This is a genomic window from Falsiroseomonas tokyonensis (assembly GCF_019024325.1).
Classification (GTDB): Bacteria; Pseudomonadota; Alphaproteobacteria; order Acetobacterales; family Acetobacteraceae; genus Falsiroseomonas; species Falsiroseomonas tokyonensis.
In genome coordinates this window covers 1-21,294 of the sequence record NZ_JAFNJS010000010.1, presented here as the reverse complement: position 1 = coordinate 21,294, position 21,294 = coordinate 1, and the positions used below count along the sequence as shown (strand labels likewise).

Genomic DNA, 21,294 nt, shown 5'->3' with positions numbered 1-21,294 from the left:
CTGGGTAATCCTTCCGTCTTGAATGAAACGTCTTGGGGTGGAGGCTGAGCGACGCAGGCCAAGCTGGCCTTAGTGCAGGTGCACCGCGTCGTGCAGGTAGATGCTGGTCAGGATGGCGAAGACATAGGCCTGCAGGAAGGCCACCAGGACCTCGAACCCAACCAGGGCGATATTGACCGACAGCGGCAGCACCGCCACCAGCGGCCCGATCGCGCCAAGCCCGCCGAGCAGCACGACGAAGGTGGCGAACACCTTCAGCATGACGTGGCCGGCCACCATGTTCGCGAAAAGTCGGATGGACAGGCTGACCGGCCGCGACAGGTAGGAGACGATCTCCACCGGGATGATGATGGGCGCCAGCCACAGCGGCGCCCCTTCCGGGAAGAAGTAGCCGAAGAACTTGCGGCCATGCAGGGACAGCGCCACCACCGTGATCAGCACGAAGACGATGGCCGCCAGGCCGAAGGTCACCGCGATATGGCTGGTATAGGTGAAGGCGTAGGGGAACAGCCCCAGCATATTGCCGAAGAGCACGAACATGAACAGCGTGAAGACGAAGGGGAAGAAGCGCTTGCCCTCGTCGCCCACCTGGCCGACCACCAGGTCGTGCACGAATTCGTAGGAGGCCTCGGCCAGGGATTGCAGGCGCCCCGGCACCACCGCGCGGGCCGACATGCCGAACATGATCAGCGCCGTGATCAGCCCCGCCGCCAGCAGCATATGCGCATTGGACTGCGAAAAGCCCACGGCCGCGCCCACCGGGCCCAGCACGGGGGTGAGCTGGAATTGGCTCAGCGCGTCGATCGTCCCGGTCTCGGCGGCCACTCGCAATCTCCCGTCCCCCGGGTGGCGGGGAACCCTCAAACGCCGCGGATGCGGCAGCCTCTAATCCTGCTTCCTGGCGGCACCGCGCGGACTGAACAGCCGATAGACGTTCATCACCCCGGCGACGCTGCCGAATACGAAGAACAGCAGGAAAAGCCACGGCCAGGTGCCGAGCCAGCGGTCCAGGAACCAGCCGGCGGCAACACCCACGATCAGCGCCGAGACGACCTCGACACCCGCGCGAAACCCGATGCCCCAGCCGCTGGCCGGCAGCGCGCCCTTGCGGCCCGGCGGAGGATCCATCCCCTGCCGCGCCCGGGCTTGCCGGAGCCTCTGCTCGAAGCCGTCGTCTTCCGCCATCCGTCGCTCTCCTTGCGGTCGCCCCGCCCGGAAGGCGGCCCGCTCCTACGGCTTGGGGGCAGGAGTGTCAAGGTGATGAACGCGCTGCAACATGGTTCATGAAGCCTTGGCCGCCGGCGTCAATCGCCGATGAAGCCGCCGGACTGGCGCTGCCACAGCCGCGCATAGACCCCGCCGGCGGCCAGCAGCTCCGCATGGCTGCCGGATTCGGCCACCCGCCCCTCATGCAGCACCACCAGCCGGTCCATCCGCGCCAGCGTCGACAGGCGGTGCGCCACGGCGATCACCGTCTTGCCGGCCATCAGCCGCTCCAGGCTTTCCTGGATCGCCGCCTCCACCTCCGAATCGAGGGCGCTGGTCGCCTCGTCCAGCAGCAGGATGGGCGCGTCCTTCAGCAGCACCCGGGCGATGGCGATGCGCTGCCGCTGCCCGCCGGAGAGCTTCACGCCACGCTCCCCCACATGGGCGTCATAGCCGCGGCGGCCGCGCCAATCGGCCAGGGCCATGATGAAGTCATGCGCCTCCGCCCGCCTGGCCGCCGCCTCCACCTCCGCCGGCGTCGCCTCCGGCCGGCCGTAGCGGATGTTTTCGAGGATCGAGCGGTGCAGGAGGGCGGTGTCCTGCGTCACCACCCCGATGGCGCCGCGCAGGCTTTCCTGGGTGACGGAGGAGATATCCTGGCCATCCACCAGGATGCGGCCGGCCTCCGGCGTGAAGAAGCGCAGCAGCAGGTTGATGGCGGTGGTCTTGCCCGCGCCGGAATGGCCGACCAGCCCCACCCGCTCCCCGGGCGCGATCGCCAGGTCGAAATCATGAAGGACGGCGCCGCGGGAGGGCAGGCCGGGGACCTCGGCCCGGCCATAGCCGAAGCGCAGATCCTCGAAGCGGATGGCGCCCTGCGTCACGGCCAGCGGCCGCGCACCCGGCGGGTCGGGGGCGGTCTGCGGCACGGCGATGCTGCCCATCGCCTCCTGCACCACGCCGATGTTCTCGAAGATGCCGGCCACGTTGAAGGCGACCCAGCCGGAGATATTGGCGATCTGCCAGGCCATCGGCAGGGCGGAGGCCACGACGGCCAGCGGGATCTCGCCCTGCGACCACAGCCAGATGGCCAGCGCGGCGGTGGAGGTCAGCATCAGGGCGTTCAGCGTCGAGAGCAGAAAACCGTTCAGCGTCACCAGCCGGGTCTGCCGGGCAAAGTCGCGGTTTAGCTGCTCCACCCCCTCCCGAACCCAGGCATCCTCCTGCTCGGCGCGGGCAAAGAGCTTGACCGTCACGATGTTCGTGTAGCTGTCCACCACGCGGCCGGTCAGCAGGGACCGCGCCTCGCTCGCCTTGCGGGCGCGGTCGCGCATGCGCGGCACGATCAGCCGCAGCAGCGTGGCATAGAGGCCGAACCAGACCAGGATCGGCACCGCCAGGCGCCAATCCGTACTGGCCAGCACCAGCACCGCCCCGGTGCCATAGACGAGGATGTACCAGACGGCATTTACCGACTGCACCACGCTTTCCCGCAGCGCCGGCCCAGCCTGCATCACCCGGTTGGCGATGCGGCCCGCGAAATCCTCCTGGAAGAAGGCCCAGCCCTGGCGCACCACCTGCCAGTGGCTCTGCCAGCGGATCATGGAGGTGACGGCCGGGATGATGCCCTGCTGGGTCACCAGGTTCTGCAGCAGGATGGCGGATGGCCGCGCCAGCAGCAGCACCGCCGCCATGCCGGCCAGCGTCCAGCCGGCCTCCGCCCAGATCCGCTCCGGCCCGTGCTGTTCCAGCAGCCCCACCGCCCGGCCGATGAAGATCGGGATCAGCAAGTCGAGCAGCGCGACGGTCAGCCCGGTGGCGAAAAGCAGCCCGAACAGCGCCCGCGCCTGGCGGACGAAGTGCCAGTAGAAGCCGGGCAGGCTGGCCGGCGGCGGCTGGTCGGGCACCGGCTGGCCGAACCAGCGGGAGGCCTGGCGGCCAGGCGCCGCCACCGGGTCGACGGCGGTCTCGAAGCTTCGGAACAGGCGCATCGGCCAAGAACGCGCCGCCCCGCCGCCGGCGTCAACCGGCCGGACGATGACGATGCTTGGGCCTTGGGCCTTGGGCCTCAGGCCAAGCCGAGCAGGGCATAGAGGCGCTGCGAAGGTGGCCAGGCCTCCATCACCTCCGCGCGCCAGGCGAAGCCGGCATAGGCGGCGAGGACCAGAACCAGCAGCGTGACCAGCCAGCCGGCCAAAGCGAAGCGGTCCGGCGGGCTGGCCGGGGCATCGCTCAGCCGGTCCTGCGCCAGGCGGGCGGGCTCGGGCGGCGGCGGCGGCGCGGGCTCGGCGGCGGGGGTTTCCGCCGGGGCGGGCTCCGCCGGCGTTTCCGCGGCAGCCGCCGGCGGCTCGGCGGCGGGCTCCGCCACGGCCTCCGGCAGGGCGGCGGTGAACTTGTGCTCGCAGCGGGCGCAGCGCAGCAGGCGCGGCCCGGCGGCCAGCGCCGAATCGGGCACATCGTATTCGGCGGCGCAATTCGGGCAGGAAATTCGCATCAAGCGCAGTCTTGCGGCCCGCGCGCCCCGCGTCCAGCCACTCCCGCCCTGCGGCTCCCGCCCGCGACTCGCCAGGATCATTTGGCGTGGGGCCGCCCGCGTGGCAGACAGCGCGGATGGTGCGCTTCGAGGCGGTCGGCCTCCGCTATCCCGGCGGCGGCCCGCATAGCGGATCCTGGGGGCCCGAGGCGCTGGTCGACGTGACCTTCGCCCTGCCCCAGGGGTCCTTCACGTGGCTGCTCGGCCCCTCCGGGGCGGGCAAATCCTCCGTGCTGCGCCTGATGCACCTGGCGCTGCGCCCGACGCGGGGGGAGGTGGAGGTGCTCGGCCTGCGCACCGCCCGCGCCAGCCGCGCCGCCCTGGCGCCGGTGCGCCGGCGGATCGGCGTGGTCTTCCAGGATTTCCGGCTGCTGCCCTATCTCTCCGCCTTCGACAACGTCGCCCTGCCGCTGCGCCTGGCCGGACGGCCGGAGGCCTCGCTGCGCGCCGATGTCACGGAAATCCTGCGCTGGGTCGGCCTCGGCGCGCGGGCCGAGGCGCTGCCGCAGGAGCTTTCGGGCGGCGAGCAGCAGCGCATCGCCATCGCCCGCGCCGTGGTGCACCGCCCGGCACTGCTGGTGGCGGATGAGCCGACTGGCAATCTGGACAGCCACCAGGCCCGCCGCCTGCTGGCCCTGCTGCGGGAGATGAACCGGCTGGGCACCACGGTGGTGGTGGCCACCCATGACGAGGACCTGGTGGCGCGCTTCCCCGCCCCTTCCCTGCTGCTGCATGACGGCCGGCTGCATGACGTGGAAGGCGTGCGCGGCGCCGCCTCGGCGGTCGAATCCGACCCCACCATCTGGCCCGAGGCGCCCCAGGGTGAGGCGGCCTACCCCGAGGACCGCTTCGCCGAACCCCCGCCGGAGGAAACCTATCCCCCCGCGGACTATCCCCCTCCGGACTATCCCCCCGCGGACTATCCGCCCGAGGAGTTTCGCGAGGAATTTCCCGAGCCGCCGCGCCAGGCGAATCGCCCGCCCCCCTATATCCAGCGCCCGCCCGATCCGCGCCGGGCGCCGCCCAGGGGACCAATGCGGCCGCCACCCGACCATGGCTAGGCGCCGGCGCTATTCGCGGGATCCGCTGGGGCTGCGCCGCGCGCTCTCCGGACTGCTGCTGCCGGGCCTGGTGGCCGCCATGGCGCTGCTTGCCGCCCTGGCGCTGGCCGGGGCGCAGGGCGCGGCCGCGCTGGCGGAACGCTGGCAGCGCGGCGCCGCCGCCGCGGTCACGGTGCAGATCCCGGATGCCGATGCCACGCGGCTGCAGCGCGCCGTGGCGGCGCTGCGCGCCATGCCGGAAGTGGCCTCCGCCCAGGCGATGGAGCCGGAGCGGCTGACCGCGCTGCTGCGCCCCTGGCTCGGCGATGCGCCGGCCATTTCGGTCCCGGGCGTGATCGAGCTGCGGCTGCGCAATGCCCGCACCGACCCGGTGCTGATCGGCGACCGCCTGGCCGACCAGGTGCCGGGCGCGCTGGTGGAGGCGCATGGCCTCTGGGTGCAGCGGCTGGCGGCGCTGGCGCGCAGCCTGCAGGCCATCGCGCTGGGCGTGCTGGTGCTGGTCGCGGCCGTTGCCGCCGCCGTGGTGGCGGTGGGCACCCGCGCCGGCCTCGCCGCCCGGCGCGACGCGATCGAGGTGCTGCACGGCCTCGGCGCCCGGGATGGCGATATCGCCGGCCGCTTTGCCCGGCGGCTCGGCGTGCTGGCGGCCACCGGCGCCGTGGTGGGCACCGTGGTGGCGGTGCCGGCGCTGGCGCTGCTGGCGGATCTCGCAGGACCCTGGGTGGGGGCCGATGGCCGGCTGGACAGCCTGGCGGGGCTGCCCTGGGCCGGGCTGCTGACCCTGCCGCCGGTCGCCTTCCTGGTGGGCTGGGGCACCGCGCAATTCACCGTGCGGCGCTGGCTGCGCCGGCTGCCGTGAAGCGCCCGCTGCGCCTGCTGGGTGTTGCGCTGCTGGCCGGGCTGCTGGCGCTCGGCTGGGGCTTCGTCGCCTTCCTGGACGGGGTGGACAGCGCGGTGGACGACCCGCTGCGCCCGACCGAGGCCATCGTGGTGCTGACTGGCGGCGGGGACCGGGTGGAAACGGCGCTGCGGCTGCTGGAACAGGGCGCGGCGCCGCTTCTGCTGGTCTCCGGCGCGCATCAGGAGCTGACCCTGGCCGAGCTCGCCCGCGCCCATGGGCGGGATCCGGCCGCGCTCGCCGGACGGGTGACGCTGGGGCGCGCGGCGGCGACCACGCTGGGCAATGCGGTGGAGGTCGCGGCCTATGTGCGGGGGCAGCGCATCGGCTCGGTGCGCCTGGTAACGGCCGGCTACCACATGCCGCGCGCCCTTCTGGAATTGCGCCGCGCCGCGCCGGGGCTGGAGGTGGTGCCGCATCCGGTGATGCCGGCGGTGCTGCGCGCCGAGCCCGGCAGCCCGGTGGAGGCCACCGCCCCAGCCGGACGAGGCGCCTGGGCCAATACGCCGCCGGCGCCGGGTGCCTCCGGCGCTTCGGCCGGGGGCCAGGGCGGACGAGGTCGCGGCGTGCCGGGATTGCGCCGATGGACCCTGCTATCCGGCGAATATCTGAAGTATGTGGCCGCAGCGGCCGGGCTGACGCGCTTCCTGCCGGCAAAGGAACAGGTTTCGCGATGATCTGGCTGCGGTCACTTGTCTTCAACATCCTGTTCTTCAGCCTCACAGCCTTCATCGGCATCCTGGCCCTGCCGGCCCTGTTGCTGCCGGTCGAGGCCATGCGCTGGGTGACGCGGTTCTGGGCCCAATCGGTGATGCTGGCGCTGCGCCATGTGGTGGGCGTGCGGCTGGAGGTGCGTGGCTGGCACCACCTGCCGGAAGGCGGCGTGGTGATCGCGGCCAAGCACCAGTCGGCCTTCGATACGCTGATCTGGCTCAGCCTGCTGTCACAGCCCGCCTATGTGATGAAGAAGGAACTGCTCGCGATTCCCATCTATGGCTGGCATGCCCGCAAGGCGGGCATGATTCCGGTGGACCGTGCCGGCGGGGGCGCGGCGCTGCGCGGCATGCTCCGGGCGGCGACCACCGCGGTGGCGGAGGGGCGGCAGGTGGTGATCTTCCCGGAGGGCACCCGCACGGCGGTGGGCCAGCGCGTCGCCTACCAACCCGGCGTGGTGGCGATCGCCGCCGGCACCGGGGCGCCGGTGGTGCCGGTGGCCACCGATAGCGGCCGCGTCTGGGGCCGCCGGCATTTCCTGAAGCGGCCGGGCGTGATCCGGATTTCCGTTTTGCCGCCGCTGCCGCCGGGCCTGAACCGGGCGCGGATGCTCTCCGCGCTGGAGACGCAGATCGAGGAGGAGACCGACCGGCTGATGGCCGAGCCGCAGCAAGGCGCCCGGGACAACCCTGTGGATAAATCTGTGGGTTGACAGAGCCTCTTTATCGGATCTTCGGGCGCGCCCCTGCCATAATTTATTGTCTTGCCGTCCCAAACCATTGATCAGACGTCAATATCCTCGGCGCTGCCTCGCCTTAAACCATTGAATTTGCTGATAGTGGAATTTCGGGGCTGGACTTGGTTTTCGGCAGCTGGCTGCAACAGCTTGGCCCTCGGGCGCAAGTGGGGGCCTGCGAAGACGCGGTGGATTATTCGTAGTCAAGGCCTTTGAACGCAGCGTGCCGAACCTGTATCGCATCATTCTGATATTGCATCTTTGGCCGTCGGAAGCAGGGCCGCGAGCCGCGCCAGGCCGCGATCCCGCACCCCCATCTCAGCCAGGTGCCGCAGGGTGTTGAGCAGATAGTCGCGGTTCGGGCCCATCTGCCCGTGGCCCTGGGCGATGGCCCGCGCCGCCTCCGCCTCCGGCAGGCCGCGCACGTAAAGCCGGCAGGCGCGGTTGGCCACATAGGTGATGGCGGGCACCGGCGGGCCGGCCGGGGCATCCAGCCGCCGCACCGGCAGGACCCGGCGGTGATAGACCACCTCCGCCCCATCCGGCAGTTCGCGGTCGTCCAGGTAACGCAGCACCTCCGCCGCCTCCGCCGCCGGCACGCGGTAGACCACCCCACGGCAGGCGCCGCCGCGGTCCAGCCCGAGCACCAGGCCCGGCGCCTCCGGCGTGCCGCGGTAGCGATGCGACCACAGGCAGAAGCGGCGGTGGTAGCCGGACAGCAAGGCGGGATGGCTGCCGGCATGGGCGAAGCCGGGCCGCCAGATCAGCGATCCATAGGCGAAGACCCACATCGCCCCGTCATGCAGCGGGGGCGCGGCGGCGGCTGGCAGACGTTCGGGATCGGGGGGAAGGTCGCGGGGGATGGGGGGATGCCTGCACGGGATGGCCGCTTCGCGCTATATCCTCGCCCCGCATGCCAGTGAAACCCCCCGCCACCCCCCGCCGTCGCCCGATCGGGCCCCGCCTCGCCCTGGGCGCCGTGCTGCTGCTGGTGGCGCTCGGCGCCGGCCATGCGGTGCTCTGGCAGTTGATGGCGAGCCAGCTGGAGGCCGGGCTCGCCACCTGGGTGGAGATCCGCCGGGCGCAGGGCTGGCGGGTGGACCATGCACAGCCGGTGCGCGGCGGCTGGCCCTTCTCGGCCACGCTGACGCTTGGCTCGGTGCGGCTGGAGGGCGGCGGCGCCACCCTGCCCGGCGGGATGGCGCTGGATGCGGAGCGTGTGGTGTTGCGGGTCACCCTGCCCCGGCTGAACCGGCTGCGGGTCGAGATGCCCGGCGCCCAGCGCCTGCGCCTGGCCGGCGCGGAATACCGCTTCGCAGCGGACCAGCTGGTCGCCCTGGTGCCGCTGGAGGAAAACACCCCGCCGCGGGAGGCTGTGGTGCTGGCCGAGCGCCTGCGCCTGTCCACCCCCGGCGGCCCGATGGAGGTGGCCAGCGCCAGGCTTTCCGCCACCTCCTCCTCCACCGCGACGGAGGATGAGCCGGCGCTGCTGCTCGACCTCTATGCCGAGGCGATCGACCTGCCCATGGCCGCCGATGCCGCCGCCGGCTTCGGCCGCCGGATCGAGGCCCTGGCGGCGGAGGCCGCACTCAGCGGCCCGGTGCCGCCGGGGCGGGAGCCGGCGCGGCGGGCGGAGGCCTGGCGCGACGGCGGCGGGTCCCTGGAGCTGCGCCAGTTCTCCATCCGTTGGGGCCCGGCCGAGCTGGCCGCCGCGGCGACGCTCGCGCTGGACGAGGCGCTGCAGCCGATGGGCGCCGGCACGCTGCGCCTGACCGGCGCCACCCAGGCGCTGCAGGCATTGACCGATGCCGGGCTGGTCGGGCGGCGGGCGGCGGGGACGGCGCGCATCATGCTGCCGCTGATGTCCCGCCCCGGCCCCAATGGCGCGACGGAGATCGAGGTGCCGGTGACGGTGGAGGACCGGACGCTGGCCATCGCCCGCATCCCGGTGCTGCGCTTCCCGCCCTGGGACTGGCCGGTGGGCAGCGCGGCGGCCCGCTGAGGCCCCCATGGCCGCGCCTATCGCCCGCATAGGCGGCGGCGACCTGGAGCAGGGGCGGGATCACGCCTAGCCTCGGATCCATCGCGGAACGAACATGCTCCGCCCCGCCGAAGGAAGCCTGCGATGTCGCGCGTGACGCTGACTGCCCCGAGCCTAGCCATCGCCCTGGCCGCCGCTTTCGCCCTGCTGCCGGCGACCGCGCCGCAGGCGCAAGGCGCGGCCTGCCGCGGGCGCGTCCATGTGGACTCGGTGTACCAGAACGGCACGGGCGGCAATCGCTACGACTACATGGTGCAGATCCGCAACAGCACCGGCGGGCCGCTGACCTTGCAGCTGGCCTTTGCCGGCTTCGGCACGAACGTGACGCTGTTCAGCCCGCAGCTTGCCGGCATCAGCCTGCAGCCCAATGCCAGCCAGACCATCCGCTTCGGCAATGGCACCAACGGCAATATCAACCTGGGCAGTGTCGCCGTGGTCTATGACACCGCGGCCGCGGCCGGCCGCGCCACCGTGGCCGTCACCAATTGCCAGTGATGCCGGGCCGCGCCCGCGGCCTATGCCTTGGCGCCCGAAGCGTTTAGATCGGCGGGATGCTCGAACTGGTCGATATCGGCCGATCCTTCCGCGTCGGCCCAGGCGAGATGCACATCCTGCGGCATCTGTCGCTGACGGTGGCGGCCGGGGAGCTGGTCTCCATCATGGGCGGCTCGGGTTCGGGCAAGACCACGCTGATGAACATCATCGGCCTGCTCGACAAGCCGACCAGCGGGCAATACCGCATCGACGGCCAGGACGTGCTGCGCGCCGAGGCGCGGGAGCTGTCGCGGCTGCGCAACCGGCTGATCGGCTTCGTTTTCCAGTCCTTCTTCCTGCTGCCCCGGCTGAATGCCTGGCGCAACGTGGCGCTGCCGCTGATGTATCGCGGCACGCCGGAGGCCGAGGCACGGCGCCGCGCTTTGGCCATGCTGGAACGCGTCGGCCTGGCGGAACGCACGGAGCATATGCCCGCCATGCTTTCCGGCGGGCAAAAACAGCGGGTGGCCATCGCCCGCGCCCTGGTGGGGGAGCCGCGCGTGGTGCTGGCGGATGAGCCGACCGGCGCGCTGGATCCGAAGGTGAGCCAGGAGATCATGGACCTGTTCCTGGAGCTGAAGCGCGAATTCGGCGTGCTGATCCTGATCATCACGCACGATCCCGGCGTTGCCGCGCAATGCGAGCGCCAGGTGGTGCTGGCGAATGGCGCGCTGACGGAGACCCTGCGCGCATGCTGAAGCGCGTGCTGGCGGAAGCGGTGGCCAATCTTCTGGCCTCGCGCCAACGCTCGGCCCTCGCGCTGCTCGGCATCGTCATCGGCGCCGCGGCGGTGATCGCCATGCTCAATGTCGGCGCCATCGCGCGCAACGAGACGATCCGCCAGTTCCGCCAGCTCGGCACGGATATCCTGATGCTGCGCCTCGATTCCGACAGCGGCCTCGGCAATTTCCAGCTGGCGGATGTGGAGGCGCTGCCGGGGGAGGTGCCGATGGTGACGGAGGTGGCGCCCTTCGTCATCGGCGGCGGCAGCGTGCTGCATGAGGGGAATGTCTCGAACGGCTCGCATCTCGGCGTCACCGCCGATTTCGCCAGCGTCGCGCGGCTTCGCACGCAGTCCGGCCGCTTCATCTCGAATCTCGACCGGTACGAGCTTTATGCCGTGCTGGGCCAGGGCATGGCGCAGCAGCTCTCGACGCCCTATGCGCCGGTCCGCGTGGGTTCGAACCTGCGCATCGGGCGCTATGTCTTCACCGTCATCGGCATCCTGGAACCGGTGCTGCAGAGCCCGATGATGCCGGTGGATATCGACAATACGCTGTTCGTCTCCGTGCCGAATGTGCGCCGCATCATGGCCAATCCCGCGATGTCCATGGCGGTGGCGCGGATCCGGCCGGATGCGGAGGCCGAGGCCGCGGTCCGCCAGGTCGAGCGCTACTTCGCGCCAAAGATCCGCGACCAGCGGCTGTCTGTGCTGTCTGCCCGCCAGCTGATCGCCGGCATGCAGAACCAGATGCAGCTCTTCACCCTGCTGCTGGGCGCGGTGGGCGCCATTGCGCTGGCGCTGGGCGGCGTCGGCGTGATGAACATCATGCTGGTCTCGATCGCGGAGCGGCGGCGGGAGATCGGCGTCAGGCTCGCGATCGGCGCGGAGCCCGGCGATATCCGCACGCTCTTCCTGGCGGAGGCGGTGATCCTTTCGGTGGCCGGCGGGATCATCGGCATCTTCCTGGGCATCGGCGGCGCCTGGTTCTTCGCCTGGCTTTCGGGCTGGGAGTTCGTGCTGTCGCCCAGCGCCGTTCCGCTCGGCGCCGGGGTCTCCGCCGCCGTCGGCATCTTCTTCGGCTTCTACCCGGCGGTCATGGCATCGCGGCTGGATCCGATCGAAGCCCTGCGGGCAGAGTAGGCGCGATGGGCGTGGGATCCGGCAGGGTGATGGCGGGCTCGCCGGTCGGCTCCGCGATGGCCGGGATGGGCAGAGACTCGCGCTGCTCCATGCTGGCGGCATCGGGCGGGCGGCGCAGCACTTCGGGCGTCGCGCAGCCGGCGAGCAACAGGAGCAGGGACAGGTTGGGCCGCATCGCCATCGCCTCTGCCTCCGTGCTCGCCACGGTTGCAGGGTGCCGCAAGCCAGGGCGCCCGTCCATGCGGCGCAGCCGATGCGGTTCATAGGCAGGCCCCATGCGGCCGCGCATTGCCTCCGCCAGCTTCCAGGTGAGATAGTTGCATCCGCATTGCGCTGCACGAGAAGAAGGGTCAGCCGCGTGGCATGGGAGGTTGAGGCTGGGGCTGGAGCCCTTCGCAGGGATGCATCCCGCGCAGCGCGCGCCATCTGCTTTTTGAGGCGAGGTCGCGGCTGGATCGCCGCCGCGCTGATCCTGCTCGCGTCGCCGGCGGTGGCGCAGCCCCGCCCGCCGGCGGGCGCCGTGGCGCTGACACTGCCGGAGGCGGTCTTCCTCGGCCTGCGCAACAACCGCGGCATTCGCGGGGAATACCTGCAGCGCATCGCGGATCGTTTCGCGCTGCGCGTGGCGGAGGACAGCTTCACCCCGCGCCTGACCCTGGCGGCGGAGGCCACGCGCCAGCGCAATGCCGGCGTGAATTCGACGCAGCTCGCGCTCGGCCCCGTGGTCAGCGTGGATACGCCGACCGGCGCGCGCTTCATCATGTCCTGGCTGGCGACGCAGACCAATGTGCGCGGCCAGCCGGGCCAGGCGCCGTCCGAGATCGGCTTCCAGGTGGAACAGCCGCTGCTGGCCGGCGGCGGCGTGGACTACGCGCTGGCGCCGCGGCGCATCGCACGCATCTCCGAACAGGGCGCGCAGCTGCGGCTGAAGGCGCAGGTCATCGACCAGATCTCGCAGATCATCCTGGCCTATCGCGCGCTGCTGCAGGCGCAGGAACAGACCCGCATCGCCGAGGACAGCCTGCGGCGCGCGCGCGACCTGGTGGAGGTGAACCGCGCGCTGATCGCCGCCGGCCGGCTGGCGGAGGTGGAGCTGATCCAGTCCGAGGCCTCCATCGCGCAGCAGGAGCTGCAGCTGATCGGTGCCCGCAACAATGGCGAGGCGGCACGGCTTTCGCTGCTGGTGCTGATGGGGGTCGATCCCGCCTCCCGCATCTGGGCCTCGGAACGTCCCTCCGCCCCCGCGGTGCGAATCGACATGGACCGCGCTTTGGCCACGGCCTATGCGAAGCAGCCGGCCTATCTCTCGCGCCTGCTCACCATCGAGATCAACCGCATCAACCTCGACATCGCGCGCAACCAGCGGCTCTGGGACGTGTCCATCGTGGCCGGCGCCGGGCAGCAGGCGTTGCGGTCCCAGGTGCTGGAGACGATCGGCGCGCTGTCCACCGTGCGGTCCGACTTCAATATCGGCCTGCGCGTGAACATCCCGATTGGCGGCCTGTCGCGGGAACAGCAGGAGGTGAACGCAACGGTCGCGCTGCGCCAGTCCGAGGTGCAGGTCGAGGAAGCGCGCGACCAGCTGCGCCAGCAGGCCGAGAATGCCGTGCGCGGCATCGAGGCGCAGCGCCGCCAGGCGCAGCTCGCCCGCCGCGCGCGCGAATTGACGGCGCAGCAGCTGGCGGCGGAGCTGGTGAAGCTGCAGGCTGGGCGGTCCAGCAACTTCCAGGTGGTCTCCTTCCAGACCGCGCTGCAGCAGGCGGAAAGCACGGAACTGGCCGCGGTGATCGCCTATCTCAATGCGCTGACGGCGATGGACCAGGTGCTGGGCACCACGCTGGAGACCTGGCGCATCAGCCTGAACGAGCGGTGATGGGCGGAGCCCTGCCTGCCGAGGCGCCTGCCGCGCTCGACGACATCGCGCGCCTGGCCGCCACGCTGACCGGCTGCGCCAGCGGGCGGATTTTCGTGCAACCGCCGGCCGAGCCGGCCCTGGCCGAGGCATGGGCCGAGACGATGGCCGCGCCGGGCCTGCTGGTGCTGCCGCAGCTTGCCGAAGGCGGCGGATTCTTCGCAGGCGCGCCGCTGCGGGATGTGCGGGGCCAGGCGCGGGGCGTGCTCTGCGTGCAGGATGCCGCGCCGCGCGACCTGGCGCCGGCGAAGCGGGAGGGGCTGCTGCTGCTGGCGGCGCGCGCCGCGGCGGAGCTCGCGCTGCGCGAAAGCCATGATCGCCTGCAGCTGGGCTTCGGCGCGGCGCTGGACGGGCTGGCCGATGGCGTGCTGACGCTGGGCAGCGATGGCGCCGTCATCACGCTGAACAGCGCGGCGGCCGCCATGCTGGGCCTGGATCCGGCCACCGCCCCCGGCGCCACGCTGGCCGCGCTGCTGCCGCAGGATGGCCGCGCCGATGCGCTGCTGGATGCGCTGCTGGAACCGATCGGCGCGGCGGCGCCACCGCCGCGCCTGGTGGTGGATTTCGACGGGCGGCGCCTGGCTGTCAGCAGCCGCGCCTATCGCTTGCGCGTGGGCCCCGAAGCCGGGCGCCTCGGCCTGACCGCCTCCCTGACCGATGTGACGGAGGCGGAGCGCCTGGCGGCGGCGGAGGCGGCGCTGAGCCGCGACCTGGCCGAGCAGCACCGCAAGCTGCAGACCGCCTATCTGCAGCTGGAGCAGGGCGCGATCCGCGACCAGGCCCAGGCCCGCCGCATGCGCCTGGCGCGCCTGGGCGGGGCGGCCGGCGTGGCGCTGCTGCTGCTGGCCACCGGCGCCTATGCCTGGCTGCCGCTGCCCACGGGCTGGAGCGGCGCGCCGGAGGCGAATGCCGGCGGAATGCCGCCGATCACGCTGACGCCGCAGCCCATCTCCTCCCGCATCGCGGTGGTGGGCATGCTGGATGCAGGGTCGCTGGTCAGCGTCGTCGGCCCCTTCGACGGGCTGGTGCAGGAAAGGCTGTTCCAATACGGCAGCCAGGTGGAACGCGGCCAGCCGCTGCTGCGGCTCGACCTGAACGATGTCGAGGTGCGCCTGCGCGATGCGCGCAGCGCGGAAATCCGCGCCCGGCAGCGCGTGGCGGAGCTGCGCGGCTGGGCCACCGGCTTCGAGGTGGCGCGCGCCCGCCGCGCCCTGGCCCAGGCGCGTCTGGAGCTGTCCGACATCACCGCGCGCGTGGCGCAGACGCGCATGCTGCTCTCGCGCGGCATCATCGCGGCGGATGAGCATCGCGCCCTGGTGCAGCAGCAGCGGAACCAGCAGCTGCAGGTGCAGGCGGCGGAGAACGACCTGGAGGCGACGCTGGCGCGCGGCGACGCGCAGACGCTGCGCATCGCGGAGCTCGAGCTCGCCAATGCCGAGGTGAAGGTGCGGGAGCTGGAGGCGGATCTCGCCAATGCCACCGTGCTGGCCCCGGTGGCGGGCGTGGTGCTGATGCCGCCCGAAGGCCCCGGCGGCCGCCGCGCCGAGACCATCGAGCCCGGATCGCGCGTGCAGCGTGGCCAGACCATGTTCACCCTGGGCGCGCTGGAGACCTTCCAGGTGCGTGCCACGGTGGACGAGATTGACGTGAACAAGCTGCGCATCGGCCAGAAGGTGACGGTGACGGGCGACGCCTTCGGTGACCTGGTGCTGGAAGGCCGCGTCACCAGCGTGGCCGCCCAGGCCGGCAGCGAGGCCAGCAGCCGCAGCGGCATGCCGAGCTTCCCCATCTCCGTGGCGGTGGAGGGGCTGTCGCCAGAGCAGCGGCGGATGCTGGCCGTCGGCATGTCCGCCAGCCTGTCCATCATCATCTACGAGAAGCCGGATGCGCTGGTGCTGCCGCCGCACGCCATCCAGGGCGGGCCCGGGGGCCGCGCCGTCCGGGTGCGCCGCGGCGGGCGGGAGGAGGTGGTGCCCGTCACCCTCGGCATCAGCACCCCCGGCGGCGTCGAGATCCGGGAGGGGCTGGCGCCGGGGGACCTGGTGCTGCCCTGAAGGCTACGCGGCCCGCCGCGCCCGCCAGGCGGTCGCACGCTCGAAGGCATGACCGGCGCGCAGCACCGTGGCGTCCTCAAAGGGTCGGCCGATGAGCTGGGCGCCGACGGGCAGACCACCCTCCCCGAAGCCGGTGCAGACCGCCAGCGCCGGCTGGCCCGTCAGGTTGAAGGGGATGGTGAGGCCGGGCGATTCCAGGCTGGCGAATTTGCTGACGCGATCGATCGGCAGCGCCTCCGTCGGCTGCGCCGCGGTCAGCAGCAGGTCCACCCCTTCCATCGCCGCGGCAACCTGCTGGCAGAGCCGGCGGCGCTGGCGCTGCGCCTGCAGGTAGTCCGCCGCCGAGACCAGAGTGGCGAGCGCCAACCTTTCCCGCAGGATCTCGCCATAGTCGTGGAAGCGGGTGCGCAGCCAGGGCTCGTGCACCGCATGCGCCTCCGACATCAGGATCAGCCAGCCGGCGGCGTGGAAATCCAGCAGCGGCGGCAGCGTGACCTCCGACAGGATGGCGCCCTCGGCGCGCAGCACCGCCGCCATATGGTCGACGCCGGCGCGGACGGCGGGGCTGGCGACCAGGTCGGACTCATGAAAGTGGCGGATGAGGCCGATGCGCAGGCCGCGCACGCCGCCGCCGAGGCCGGAGATTAGGTCCGGCACCGGGCGGTCGGCGGAGGAGGGATCCTCCGGGTCATGCCCGGCCATGGCCTGCAGCAGCAGGGCGCAATCCTCCACCGTCCAGGCGATGGGGCCGGTGGTGTCCAGACTATGCGCCAGCGGCAGCACGCCGCTGCGGGAACACAGGCCATAGGTCGGCTTGATGCCGGCCAGGCCACAGAGCCCGGCGGGGCCGCGAATGGAGCCGCCGGTGTCGCTGCCCGTGGCGCCCAGCACCAGCCCGGCCGCAACGGCCGCGCCGGCGCCGGTGGAGGACCCGCCGGTGAAGCGCGTCGTGTCCCAGGGATTGCGGGCGGGCGGCCAGGGCAGGTCGAAGGAGGGGCCGCCCCAGGCGAATTCATGCGTCGCGGTCTTGCCGATGGTGACCGCCCCGGCCTCCGCCCAGGCGCGGACCACCGCCGCATCCTTGGCCGGCACATGGTCCGCGAGGATGCGCGAATGCCCGGTCGTCGGGATGCCGGCGGTCTCAAAGATGTCCTTGTGGCCGATCGGGATGCCGTCCAGCGGACCCTTCAGCGCGCCGGACATCTGCCGCGCCTCCGCCGCCCGGGCCTGGGACAAGGCGAGGTCGGGGGTCAGGCGGATGAAGGCGTGCAGCTCCGGATTCCGGGCCTCGGCCCGGGTCAGGGCACATTCGGCCAGTTCGACCGGGGAAAGCTGCTTCGCCGCGATCAGCCGGGCGGCCTCGGCCAGGCCGAGAGGGAGTTCGCCCATGCCACTCATGGCCGAAACACCGTGGCGGGTTCCAATGCCACCTGGGCCTGCGGGCGCAGCCTTTCGGTGAGCGCCGCGATATGCCGGGACGCGGCGCGCACGCTGTCCCGCTCGGCGGGCGTCAGGGGAAGGCCGGCACGGGCGATCAGCGCGTCGAAAAGCGGCTCGGGCAGGGGATCCGGCATGGGGCGCCTCCTTGGCTGCGGAGGGCATCATGGGGATATTGCGGGCGGGCTGTCATCCCACCCCCTCGCAGGCGCCGCGGGGGCTGTGGTAACCTGAGGCCACGTCTCCGTAGCTCAGCCGGATAGAGCACCAGATTCCTAATCTGGGGGCCGTGGGTTCGAATCCCGCCGGGGACGCCACTTCCGCACTTCGCTACCTGTCTCTCCCCGGGGTAGGCCCGCCGGGAACCGCCGGTTCCGCGGGGTTCTCGGGGACAGGTTGGTGGTTGCGCGCCCGGGAAAAGGCGGTGAGGTCCCTCTCTTCGGCCCCAATTTCTCCGAACCTGGCGACTTGGACGATCAACCAGCCGAGCTGAACGCCCCAGGAAGTCCTTATTTTCCCGCGCCACAAGTGCGGCGGAGTTAGCGGGGCGCATGCCCCGCCGTGAGACGCCTACCCGTTCTAGCGTCAGTGTGCGACCGGAAGCAGCCCTTGCAGCCCGGTGTGCGCTAACGCTGGCGCTACCGGTGCAACCAGGGTCAGGTCAGAACTGAACCGCACGCTTCCTACACCCGACGGCAAGTCGCCTCGAATGGCTGGCACGTGCCGGAGATCGAACCACCTCAAGCTTGCCCGGCAGGTGGCCTCGTCGAACGTTGCGTCCAGTGTTTCCGGCAACGCGGCCCCCATTGTTGACGCGACCGTCTCGCGCAGCTTCACGGCCGCCTCCGGCACTGCCGAAAGGCGTGCCTCGATCCGATCGAGGAGTTCGCGCACCGTGGTGCCGCCACCGGTTGCCTCGACGAACAGCGAGGCGACGAGTGCAGGGCCAACCGGAGGATTGCACTGCTCCCAAGAGAACGAGTGAATCCGGAGCCCGGGCGAGGCCGCCTTGCATTCTACCCTGGCATCCGGCGCGACAAAGTCGAACTTGTCGCCCGCCGAGCGCCGCCAGCAAGCGATCGCGGTCGCCGGGTCCGCGGCGAGCAGCAAGACCATCAACTCTCCGATCAGCCCCGTGACGCTCTGGCGCGAGGGGCGGGTCAAGGACGACAGGAGCGCTGCAAAACGCGCGACAGCTAACGAAGCTTGCTCCATCGTCGGCAAAGGTCCGACCAGACGCAGAAACGTGCCGCCGAACTCAGCGAACAGCGGCCTGACATCAGCGCCCGCCGTGCATGAAAGCACGGTCATGCGCCGCTCCTCGGGCACGCCCCCAGCAACCGATACAGCGCATGGCACACCGAACATCGCGTCTAGGCCAGACAGCCGGATACGAGGCGGGCGCGGCCCATCGCCGGACGTACTCAACAGTAAGCCGGGCGTACCGGTCGCCGAGAGGAAAGCCATGTGGCCACCCGAGCCGGGCACCTCCAGCGCAGCGAACGTGCCTTCTGCGGGCGCGGCGTTGCCCGCAAGGCGCTGGAAGAGACGGCGCAGTTCGGCCGCGTTCACCCCTCACCCTCTTGGCCGAGCACCGGCTGGTTGGGTTGCGTTTGGAAGACCATCGGCTGAGCCTGCCCCGCCGGCAGACGCAATGCGAGGAACGGCACGTTGGACGCGACGGGCGCTCCGCCCTCAGCGCGCAGCGTCAGATCCAACTCGTGGATTTGAACGGTGACCACGCCCTCGATGAACATGCTCTTGTCACCCCGGTAGATCGTCCCCCGACGATCTGGCGGGTTAACCGGGTACTCGCCTTGGTAGAGATACTTGAGTCGGCCAGTGTCATAGATGGCGCGCTTGCGCGCTTCGGCGGGACTCATTCGGTAGACAACGGCGCGAGCGTTGGAATCTTCGTCCAGCATACGGCCGAGTTGGGCGAGCAACAGGCCCCAGCGTTCTGCCTCGCCCGGATCGCGGAGACGGTAGTCGACAAGCAGTGTCTCAATCACGTCGCGCAGCGGAAGCAAGTCCGTGATCTCGTGACGCTGGTACACAGTTCGATCGGGGTGACCATCGTCCGGGCGGAATGCGTGCCCCGTGACAAAGCGCGCAATGATCCCTCTGTTGTGCTCCTCGAACCCACCACGCCCGAGGTACGCCTGCGCCAAGAACCAGTCGTCCGGAACGGCCGGCGCACGCATATAGCCGTGCTCCAAAACGTTGTCGCGGCAGGGCTTCAGGGCTGGGCTGAGCACGAAGCGCCGCGGCCACGTATCAAGCGGCTGCCTGGCCTGTTGAACCTCTACCAGGTCGCGCCGCATTGCTTCCTCGTGCAGGACGTAATCCTCGAAGGCTCGCTTCACGTCGCGTGGCAGGAAAACTCTGCAGAAACCAAGATAGCGGCCCTTGTAGCCGAAGAAGCGAGCGCGCTGTTGCAGGCTATCCGCGTTGCCGCCGCCAAGGCTCCTCGGCATATAGGTGACGGTCAGGCCCTCGACGGTGAAGCCGCGGTCCATCGCCAAGCCGCCCACCAGGATCCAACCCGTGCGCTGTCCCCACTCAATGATAACTGGGGGACCGCCAACTCGGCGGTTTACCTCCTTAATCTCGGTTTCATTGAACGCTTGCCGAAAGCGGCTCTTGATCGCATCGAAGGTCGGCATGGTCTCACCGACCGATGCTGCCAGATCGTCGTAAGCAGGCCGGAACTCCTCAGCCAGAGCCTGGGCGATAGGGTCCGCGTCGCCGCGCCTGAAAGTAGCCTGCCAGCCATGGAACAGGTCGCGGATCCAATTCACGTACATTTGGTGATCTGCCGTTCGAACCGACGGATGGACCAGCATCGAGCGATTGCCGTCCTGGTCGAGCACGAAGGCTGCGGCGACGCCAACCATAAACAGGCGGAGCGCGAACTGGAGCGTCTGTGGAGCCGCCTGTGGCTGGTTGCCCGCCGCCGGGATCTCAGCCGCAGGTATCAGCCGCACGAGCTGCTGCGGCGTTGGCGGCGCCTGTCGCGGCGGTGGCGGCGGGAAGAAGGTCTGCCCGCCAGTGTAGCCGCCGCCCGGCTCCAGCACCTCTACCCAGTTCGGCGACAGCGTGTCGATGATGCTGATCAGAAGCGGAGCTTGCGGCGTCGCGGTGTATTGGAGAAATGTGTGGGAGCCTACGGCCTGTCGGATCTCTAGGATGCGCCGATAGGTCGTGCTCATCCGGTTCTGCTGGAGGCGCGCTGCTTGCTGCGCCATGGTGTTCAAGCTCGCCTGGTCGGCTTCATCGTCGATGATCAGCGTTGGTATATCTTGCAGGGAGAGCTGCTGAAGCAGCCGTGCGAGGTGCCGCAGGTTCGCGAACTGCTTCATCACCGCTAGCACGACTGTCTTGCGCTGGTTCGGCGGCACGTTCGGATCGCGCCACTGATCCAGCATGCCGGCGATCCCGTCAGCCTCTGCAGCCCGCGGATTTGGGTAAAGCGCCCAGGGCCGGCGACCGTTGACGCTGATACGAAGATCGTCGCGAAGGCGCTTGAAGGACTGGTCCGACAGCTGAGTCGAGGACCCTGCAATCAAGATGATGAGCGGGAAGCCGTTGTCGCGCGCGAGGGCCATCACGGACATGAACGAGAGAGTCTTGCCGCTCTGCACATAGCCCACCACGAGGCCGGTCTCGGTTCCGCCCTCGCCCGGTGGTACCCCCTTGCCGAGAATGGATCTGGCCGACGCAAGGACCTGCAGCCGCGCTTCCGGCGGTTTGTCGCCGAGCTTGTGGGCCAGCAGGCCTTCCGCCTCCGATCCTGGTTGCGGCGACCAACGCATGTCCTCGGGGTCTTCGGCGAAGTCCGGCATGGGTGTTACCGTTGCTATGGGCTGTTCATCCGGCACGGCTGCTCGCCTCAAGTCGTCGAGAAGACGTCGCGCAGAAGGTCGTTGGTGGTTCGCCGGATCGCTCCGGGGTTTGCCCCGCCCGCGCTGCGCAACAGCGCCTCCGACAGAGCCATCGCAGCAGCGACCCGCACCAGGGCCTGCATCACCTCCGGGTCTCGGTGCGCGAAGCGAGTCATGAACGGGTGCACGCCGGCGACCCGGATCTCAATGCGCCGCACGCCCGTCGCCGCAGATGTCTCGACGTCGCCTACGTCCAACCAGTCACTCTGAGCATCGGCGTCTGCGACACGTACAACGACGACCCAGCGCGATCCCCAGAAATCGAAGCTCATTTCTGCATCCGCTAGTGGACTGCCCCATTCAGAGGATTCCCTGAACGGGTAGGCTGGTTCAAGCTCTTGGGATGAGAGCAGGCATCGT

The 21,294-nt window shown here is 70.6% G+C and carries 21 protein-coding genes and 1 tRNA gene; 11 read left to right on the top strand and 11 right to left on the bottom strand.

What is annotated here, in order from left to right:
- Nucleotides 1-69: 69 nt before the first annotated feature.
- From J3S20_RS24985 to J3S20_RS24970, 4 genes are all read right to left on the bottom strand, one after another.
- The gene (locus J3S20_RS24985; RefSeq protein WP_216839644.1) at nucleotides 70-825 is read right to left on the bottom strand and encodes a F0F1 ATP synthase subunit A; all 756 of its coding nucleotides are present in this window, start codon (nucleotides 823-825) and stop codon (nucleotides 70-72) included.
- 60 nt (nucleotides 826-885) lie between these two features.
- A complete protein-coding gene (locus J3S20_RS24980) occupies nucleotides 886-1,185 on the bottom strand; it encodes an AtpZ/AtpI family protein (protein WP_216839643.1) in 300 nt (99 codons plus the stop codon).
- Between the two features lie 119 nt (nucleotides 1,186-1,304).
- A complete protein-coding gene (locus J3S20_RS24975; protein WP_216839642.1) occupies nucleotides 1,305-3,197 on the bottom strand; it encodes an ABC transporter ATP-binding protein in 1,893 nt (630 codons plus the stop codon).
- Between the two features lie 77 nt (nucleotides 3,198-3,274).
- A complete protein-coding gene (locus tag J3S20_RS24970) occupies nucleotides 3,275-3,700 on the bottom strand; it encodes a zinc-ribbon domain-containing protein (protein ID WP_216839641.1) in 426 nt (141 codons plus the stop codon).
- Between the two features lie 86 nt (nucleotides 3,701-3,786).
- On the opposite strand from J3S20_RS24970, the gene J3S20_RS24965 reads away from it, so the two are divergent.
- The 4 genes from J3S20_RS24965 to J3S20_RS24950 are packed head-to-tail and all read left to right on the top strand — an operon-like array spanning nucleotide 3,787 to nucleotide 7,124.
- The gene (locus tag J3S20_RS24965) at nucleotides 3,787-4,800 is read left to right on the top strand and encodes a cell division ATP-binding protein FtsE (protein ID WP_343215299.1); all 1,014 of its coding nucleotides are present in this window, start codon (nucleotides 3,787-3,789) and stop codon (nucleotides 4,798-4,800) included.
- Nucleotides 4,793-5,659, top strand: coding sequence for a cell division protein FtsX (locus J3S20_RS24960; protein WP_216839640.1), 867 nt, complete (start codon nucleotides 4,793-4,795; stop codon nucleotides 5,657-5,659). Before J3S20_RS24965 ends, J3S20_RS24960 begins: the two co-directional genes overlap by 8 nt.
- Nucleotides 5,656-6,375 carry a YdcF family protein gene (locus J3S20_RS24955; RefSeq protein ID WP_216839639.1) on the top strand — a complete coding sequence of 240 codons (720 nt, stop codon included), beginning with the start codon at nucleotides 5,656-5,658 and terminating at the stop codon, nucleotides 6,373-6,375. The genes J3S20_RS24960 and J3S20_RS24955 overlap by 4 nt, the downstream gene beginning before the upstream one ends.
- Nucleotides 6,372-7,124 carry a lysophospholipid acyltransferase family protein gene (locus J3S20_RS24950; protein ID WP_216839638.1) on the top strand — a complete coding sequence of 251 codons (753 nt, stop codon included), beginning with the start codon at nucleotides 6,372-6,374 and terminating at the stop codon, nucleotides 7,122-7,124. Before J3S20_RS24955 ends, J3S20_RS24950 begins: the two co-directional genes overlap by 4 nt.
- Nucleotides 7,125-7,390: 266 nt before the next feature.
- On the opposite strand, the gene J3S20_RS24945 is transcribed toward J3S20_RS24950, so the two are convergent.
- Nucleotides 7,391-7,939, bottom strand: a complete 549-nt coding sequence (locus tag J3S20_RS24945; protein WP_216839637.1) for a gamma-glutamylcyclotransferase — start codon at nucleotides 7,937-7,939, stop codon at nucleotides 7,391-7,393.
- 122 nt (nucleotides 7,940-8,061) lie between these two features.
- Here J3S20_RS24945 and J3S20_RS24940 point away from each other — a divergent pair, with 122 nt between their 5' ends.
- From J3S20_RS24940 to J3S20_RS24925, 4 genes are all read left to right on the top strand, one after another.
- On the top strand, nucleotides 8,062-9,150 hold the full coding sequence (locus J3S20_RS24940; protein ID WP_216839636.1) for a DUF2125 domain-containing protein: 1,089 nt from the start codon (nucleotides 8,062-8,064) through the stop codon (nucleotides 9,148-9,150).
- 123 nt (nucleotides 9,151-9,273) lie between these two features.
- Nucleotides 9,274-9,684 (top strand): hypothetical protein, encoded by a 411-nt coding sequence (locus J3S20_RS24935; protein ID WP_216839635.1) that lies wholly within the window; start codon nucleotides 9,274-9,276, stop codon nucleotides 9,682-9,684.
- A 56-nt stretch (nucleotides 9,685-9,740) separates the two neighbouring features.
- Nucleotides 9,741-10,421 carry an ABC transporter ATP-binding protein gene (locus J3S20_RS24930; protein ID WP_216839634.1) on the top strand — a complete coding sequence of 227 codons (681 nt, stop codon included), beginning with the start codon at nucleotides 9,741-9,743 and terminating at the stop codon, nucleotides 10,419-10,421.
- Nucleotides 10,415-11,587 carry an ABC transporter permease gene (locus J3S20_RS24925; RefSeq protein WP_216839633.1) on the top strand — a complete coding sequence of 391 codons (1,173 nt, stop codon included), beginning with the start codon at nucleotides 10,415-10,417 and terminating at the stop codon, nucleotides 11,585-11,587. Before J3S20_RS24930 ends, J3S20_RS24925 begins: the two co-directional genes overlap by 7 nt.
- Here J3S20_RS24925 and J3S20_RS24920 read toward each other — a convergent pair.
- The gene (locus J3S20_RS24920) at nucleotides 11,541-11,792 is read right to left on the bottom strand and encodes a hypothetical protein (RefSeq protein ID WP_216839632.1); all 252 of its coding nucleotides are present in this window, start codon (nucleotides 11,790-11,792) and stop codon (nucleotides 11,541-11,543) included. The two genes, J3S20_RS24925 and J3S20_RS24920, sit on opposite strands and share 47 nt — an antisense overlap.
- A 228-nt stretch (nucleotides 11,793-12,020) precedes the next feature.
- Here J3S20_RS24920 and J3S20_RS24915 point away from each other — a divergent pair, with 228 nt between their 5' ends.
- Together J3S20_RS24915 and J3S20_RS24910 are read left to right on the top strand one after the other, a co-directional pair.
- Entirely contained in the window at nucleotides 12,021-13,460 is a 1,440-nt protein-coding gene (locus J3S20_RS24915) for a TolC family protein (RefSeq protein ID WP_216839631.1), read from the top strand.
- Nucleotides 13,460-15,553, top strand: a complete 2,094-nt coding sequence (locus tag J3S20_RS24910; RefSeq protein ID WP_216839630.1) for an HlyD family efflux transporter periplasmic adaptor subunit — start codon at nucleotides 13,460-13,462, stop codon at nucleotides 15,551-15,553. Before J3S20_RS24915 ends, J3S20_RS24910 begins: the two co-directional genes overlap by 1 nt.
- A gap of 3 nt (nucleotides 15,554-15,556) precedes the next feature.
- On the opposite strand, the gene J3S20_RS24905 is transcribed toward J3S20_RS24910, so the two are convergent.
- Both J3S20_RS24905 and J3S20_RS24900 read right to left on the bottom strand, forming a co-directional pair.
- Nucleotides 15,557-16,942, bottom strand: coding sequence for an amidase (locus tag J3S20_RS24905; RefSeq protein WP_216839629.1), 1,386 nt, complete (start codon nucleotides 16,940-16,942; stop codon nucleotides 15,557-15,559).
- A gap of 5 nt (nucleotides 16,943-16,947) precedes the next feature.
- Nucleotides 16,948-17,127, bottom strand: coding sequence for a hypothetical protein (locus J3S20_RS24900; RefSeq protein WP_216839628.1), 180 nt, complete (start codon nucleotides 17,125-17,127; stop codon nucleotides 16,948-16,950).
- Between the two features lie 103 nt (nucleotides 17,128-17,230).
- Between J3S20_RS24900 and J3S20_RS24895 the strand changes: the two genes are divergently transcribed.
- Nucleotides 17,231-17,307, top strand: a tRNA-Arg gene (locus J3S20_RS24895).
- Nucleotides 17,308-17,575: 268 nt separating this feature from the next.
- On the opposite strand, the gene J3S20_RS31195 is transcribed toward J3S20_RS24895, so the two are convergent.
- The 3 genes from J3S20_RS31195 to J3S20_RS24880 form a co-directional block, all read right to left on the bottom strand.
- Nucleotides 17,576-18,562: a PD-(D/E)XK motif protein gene (locus J3S20_RS31195; RefSeq protein WP_216839627.1), complete on the bottom strand. Its 987-nt coding sequence runs from the start codon at nucleotides 18,560-18,562 to the stop codon at nucleotides 17,576-17,578.
- Complete coding sequence (locus J3S20_RS24885; protein ID WP_216839626.1) at nucleotides 18,559-20,835, bottom strand: Z1 domain-containing protein; 2,277 nt, start codon at nucleotides 20,833-20,835, stop codon at nucleotides 18,559-18,561. The genes J3S20_RS31195 and J3S20_RS24885 overlap by 4 nt, the downstream gene beginning before the upstream one ends.
- Before the next feature lie 47 nt (nucleotides 20,836-20,882).
- Nucleotides 20,883-21,294 (bottom strand): hypothetical protein (locus tag J3S20_RS24880; RefSeq protein WP_216839625.1); only part of this gene is annotated, 412 nt, incomplete at its 5' end.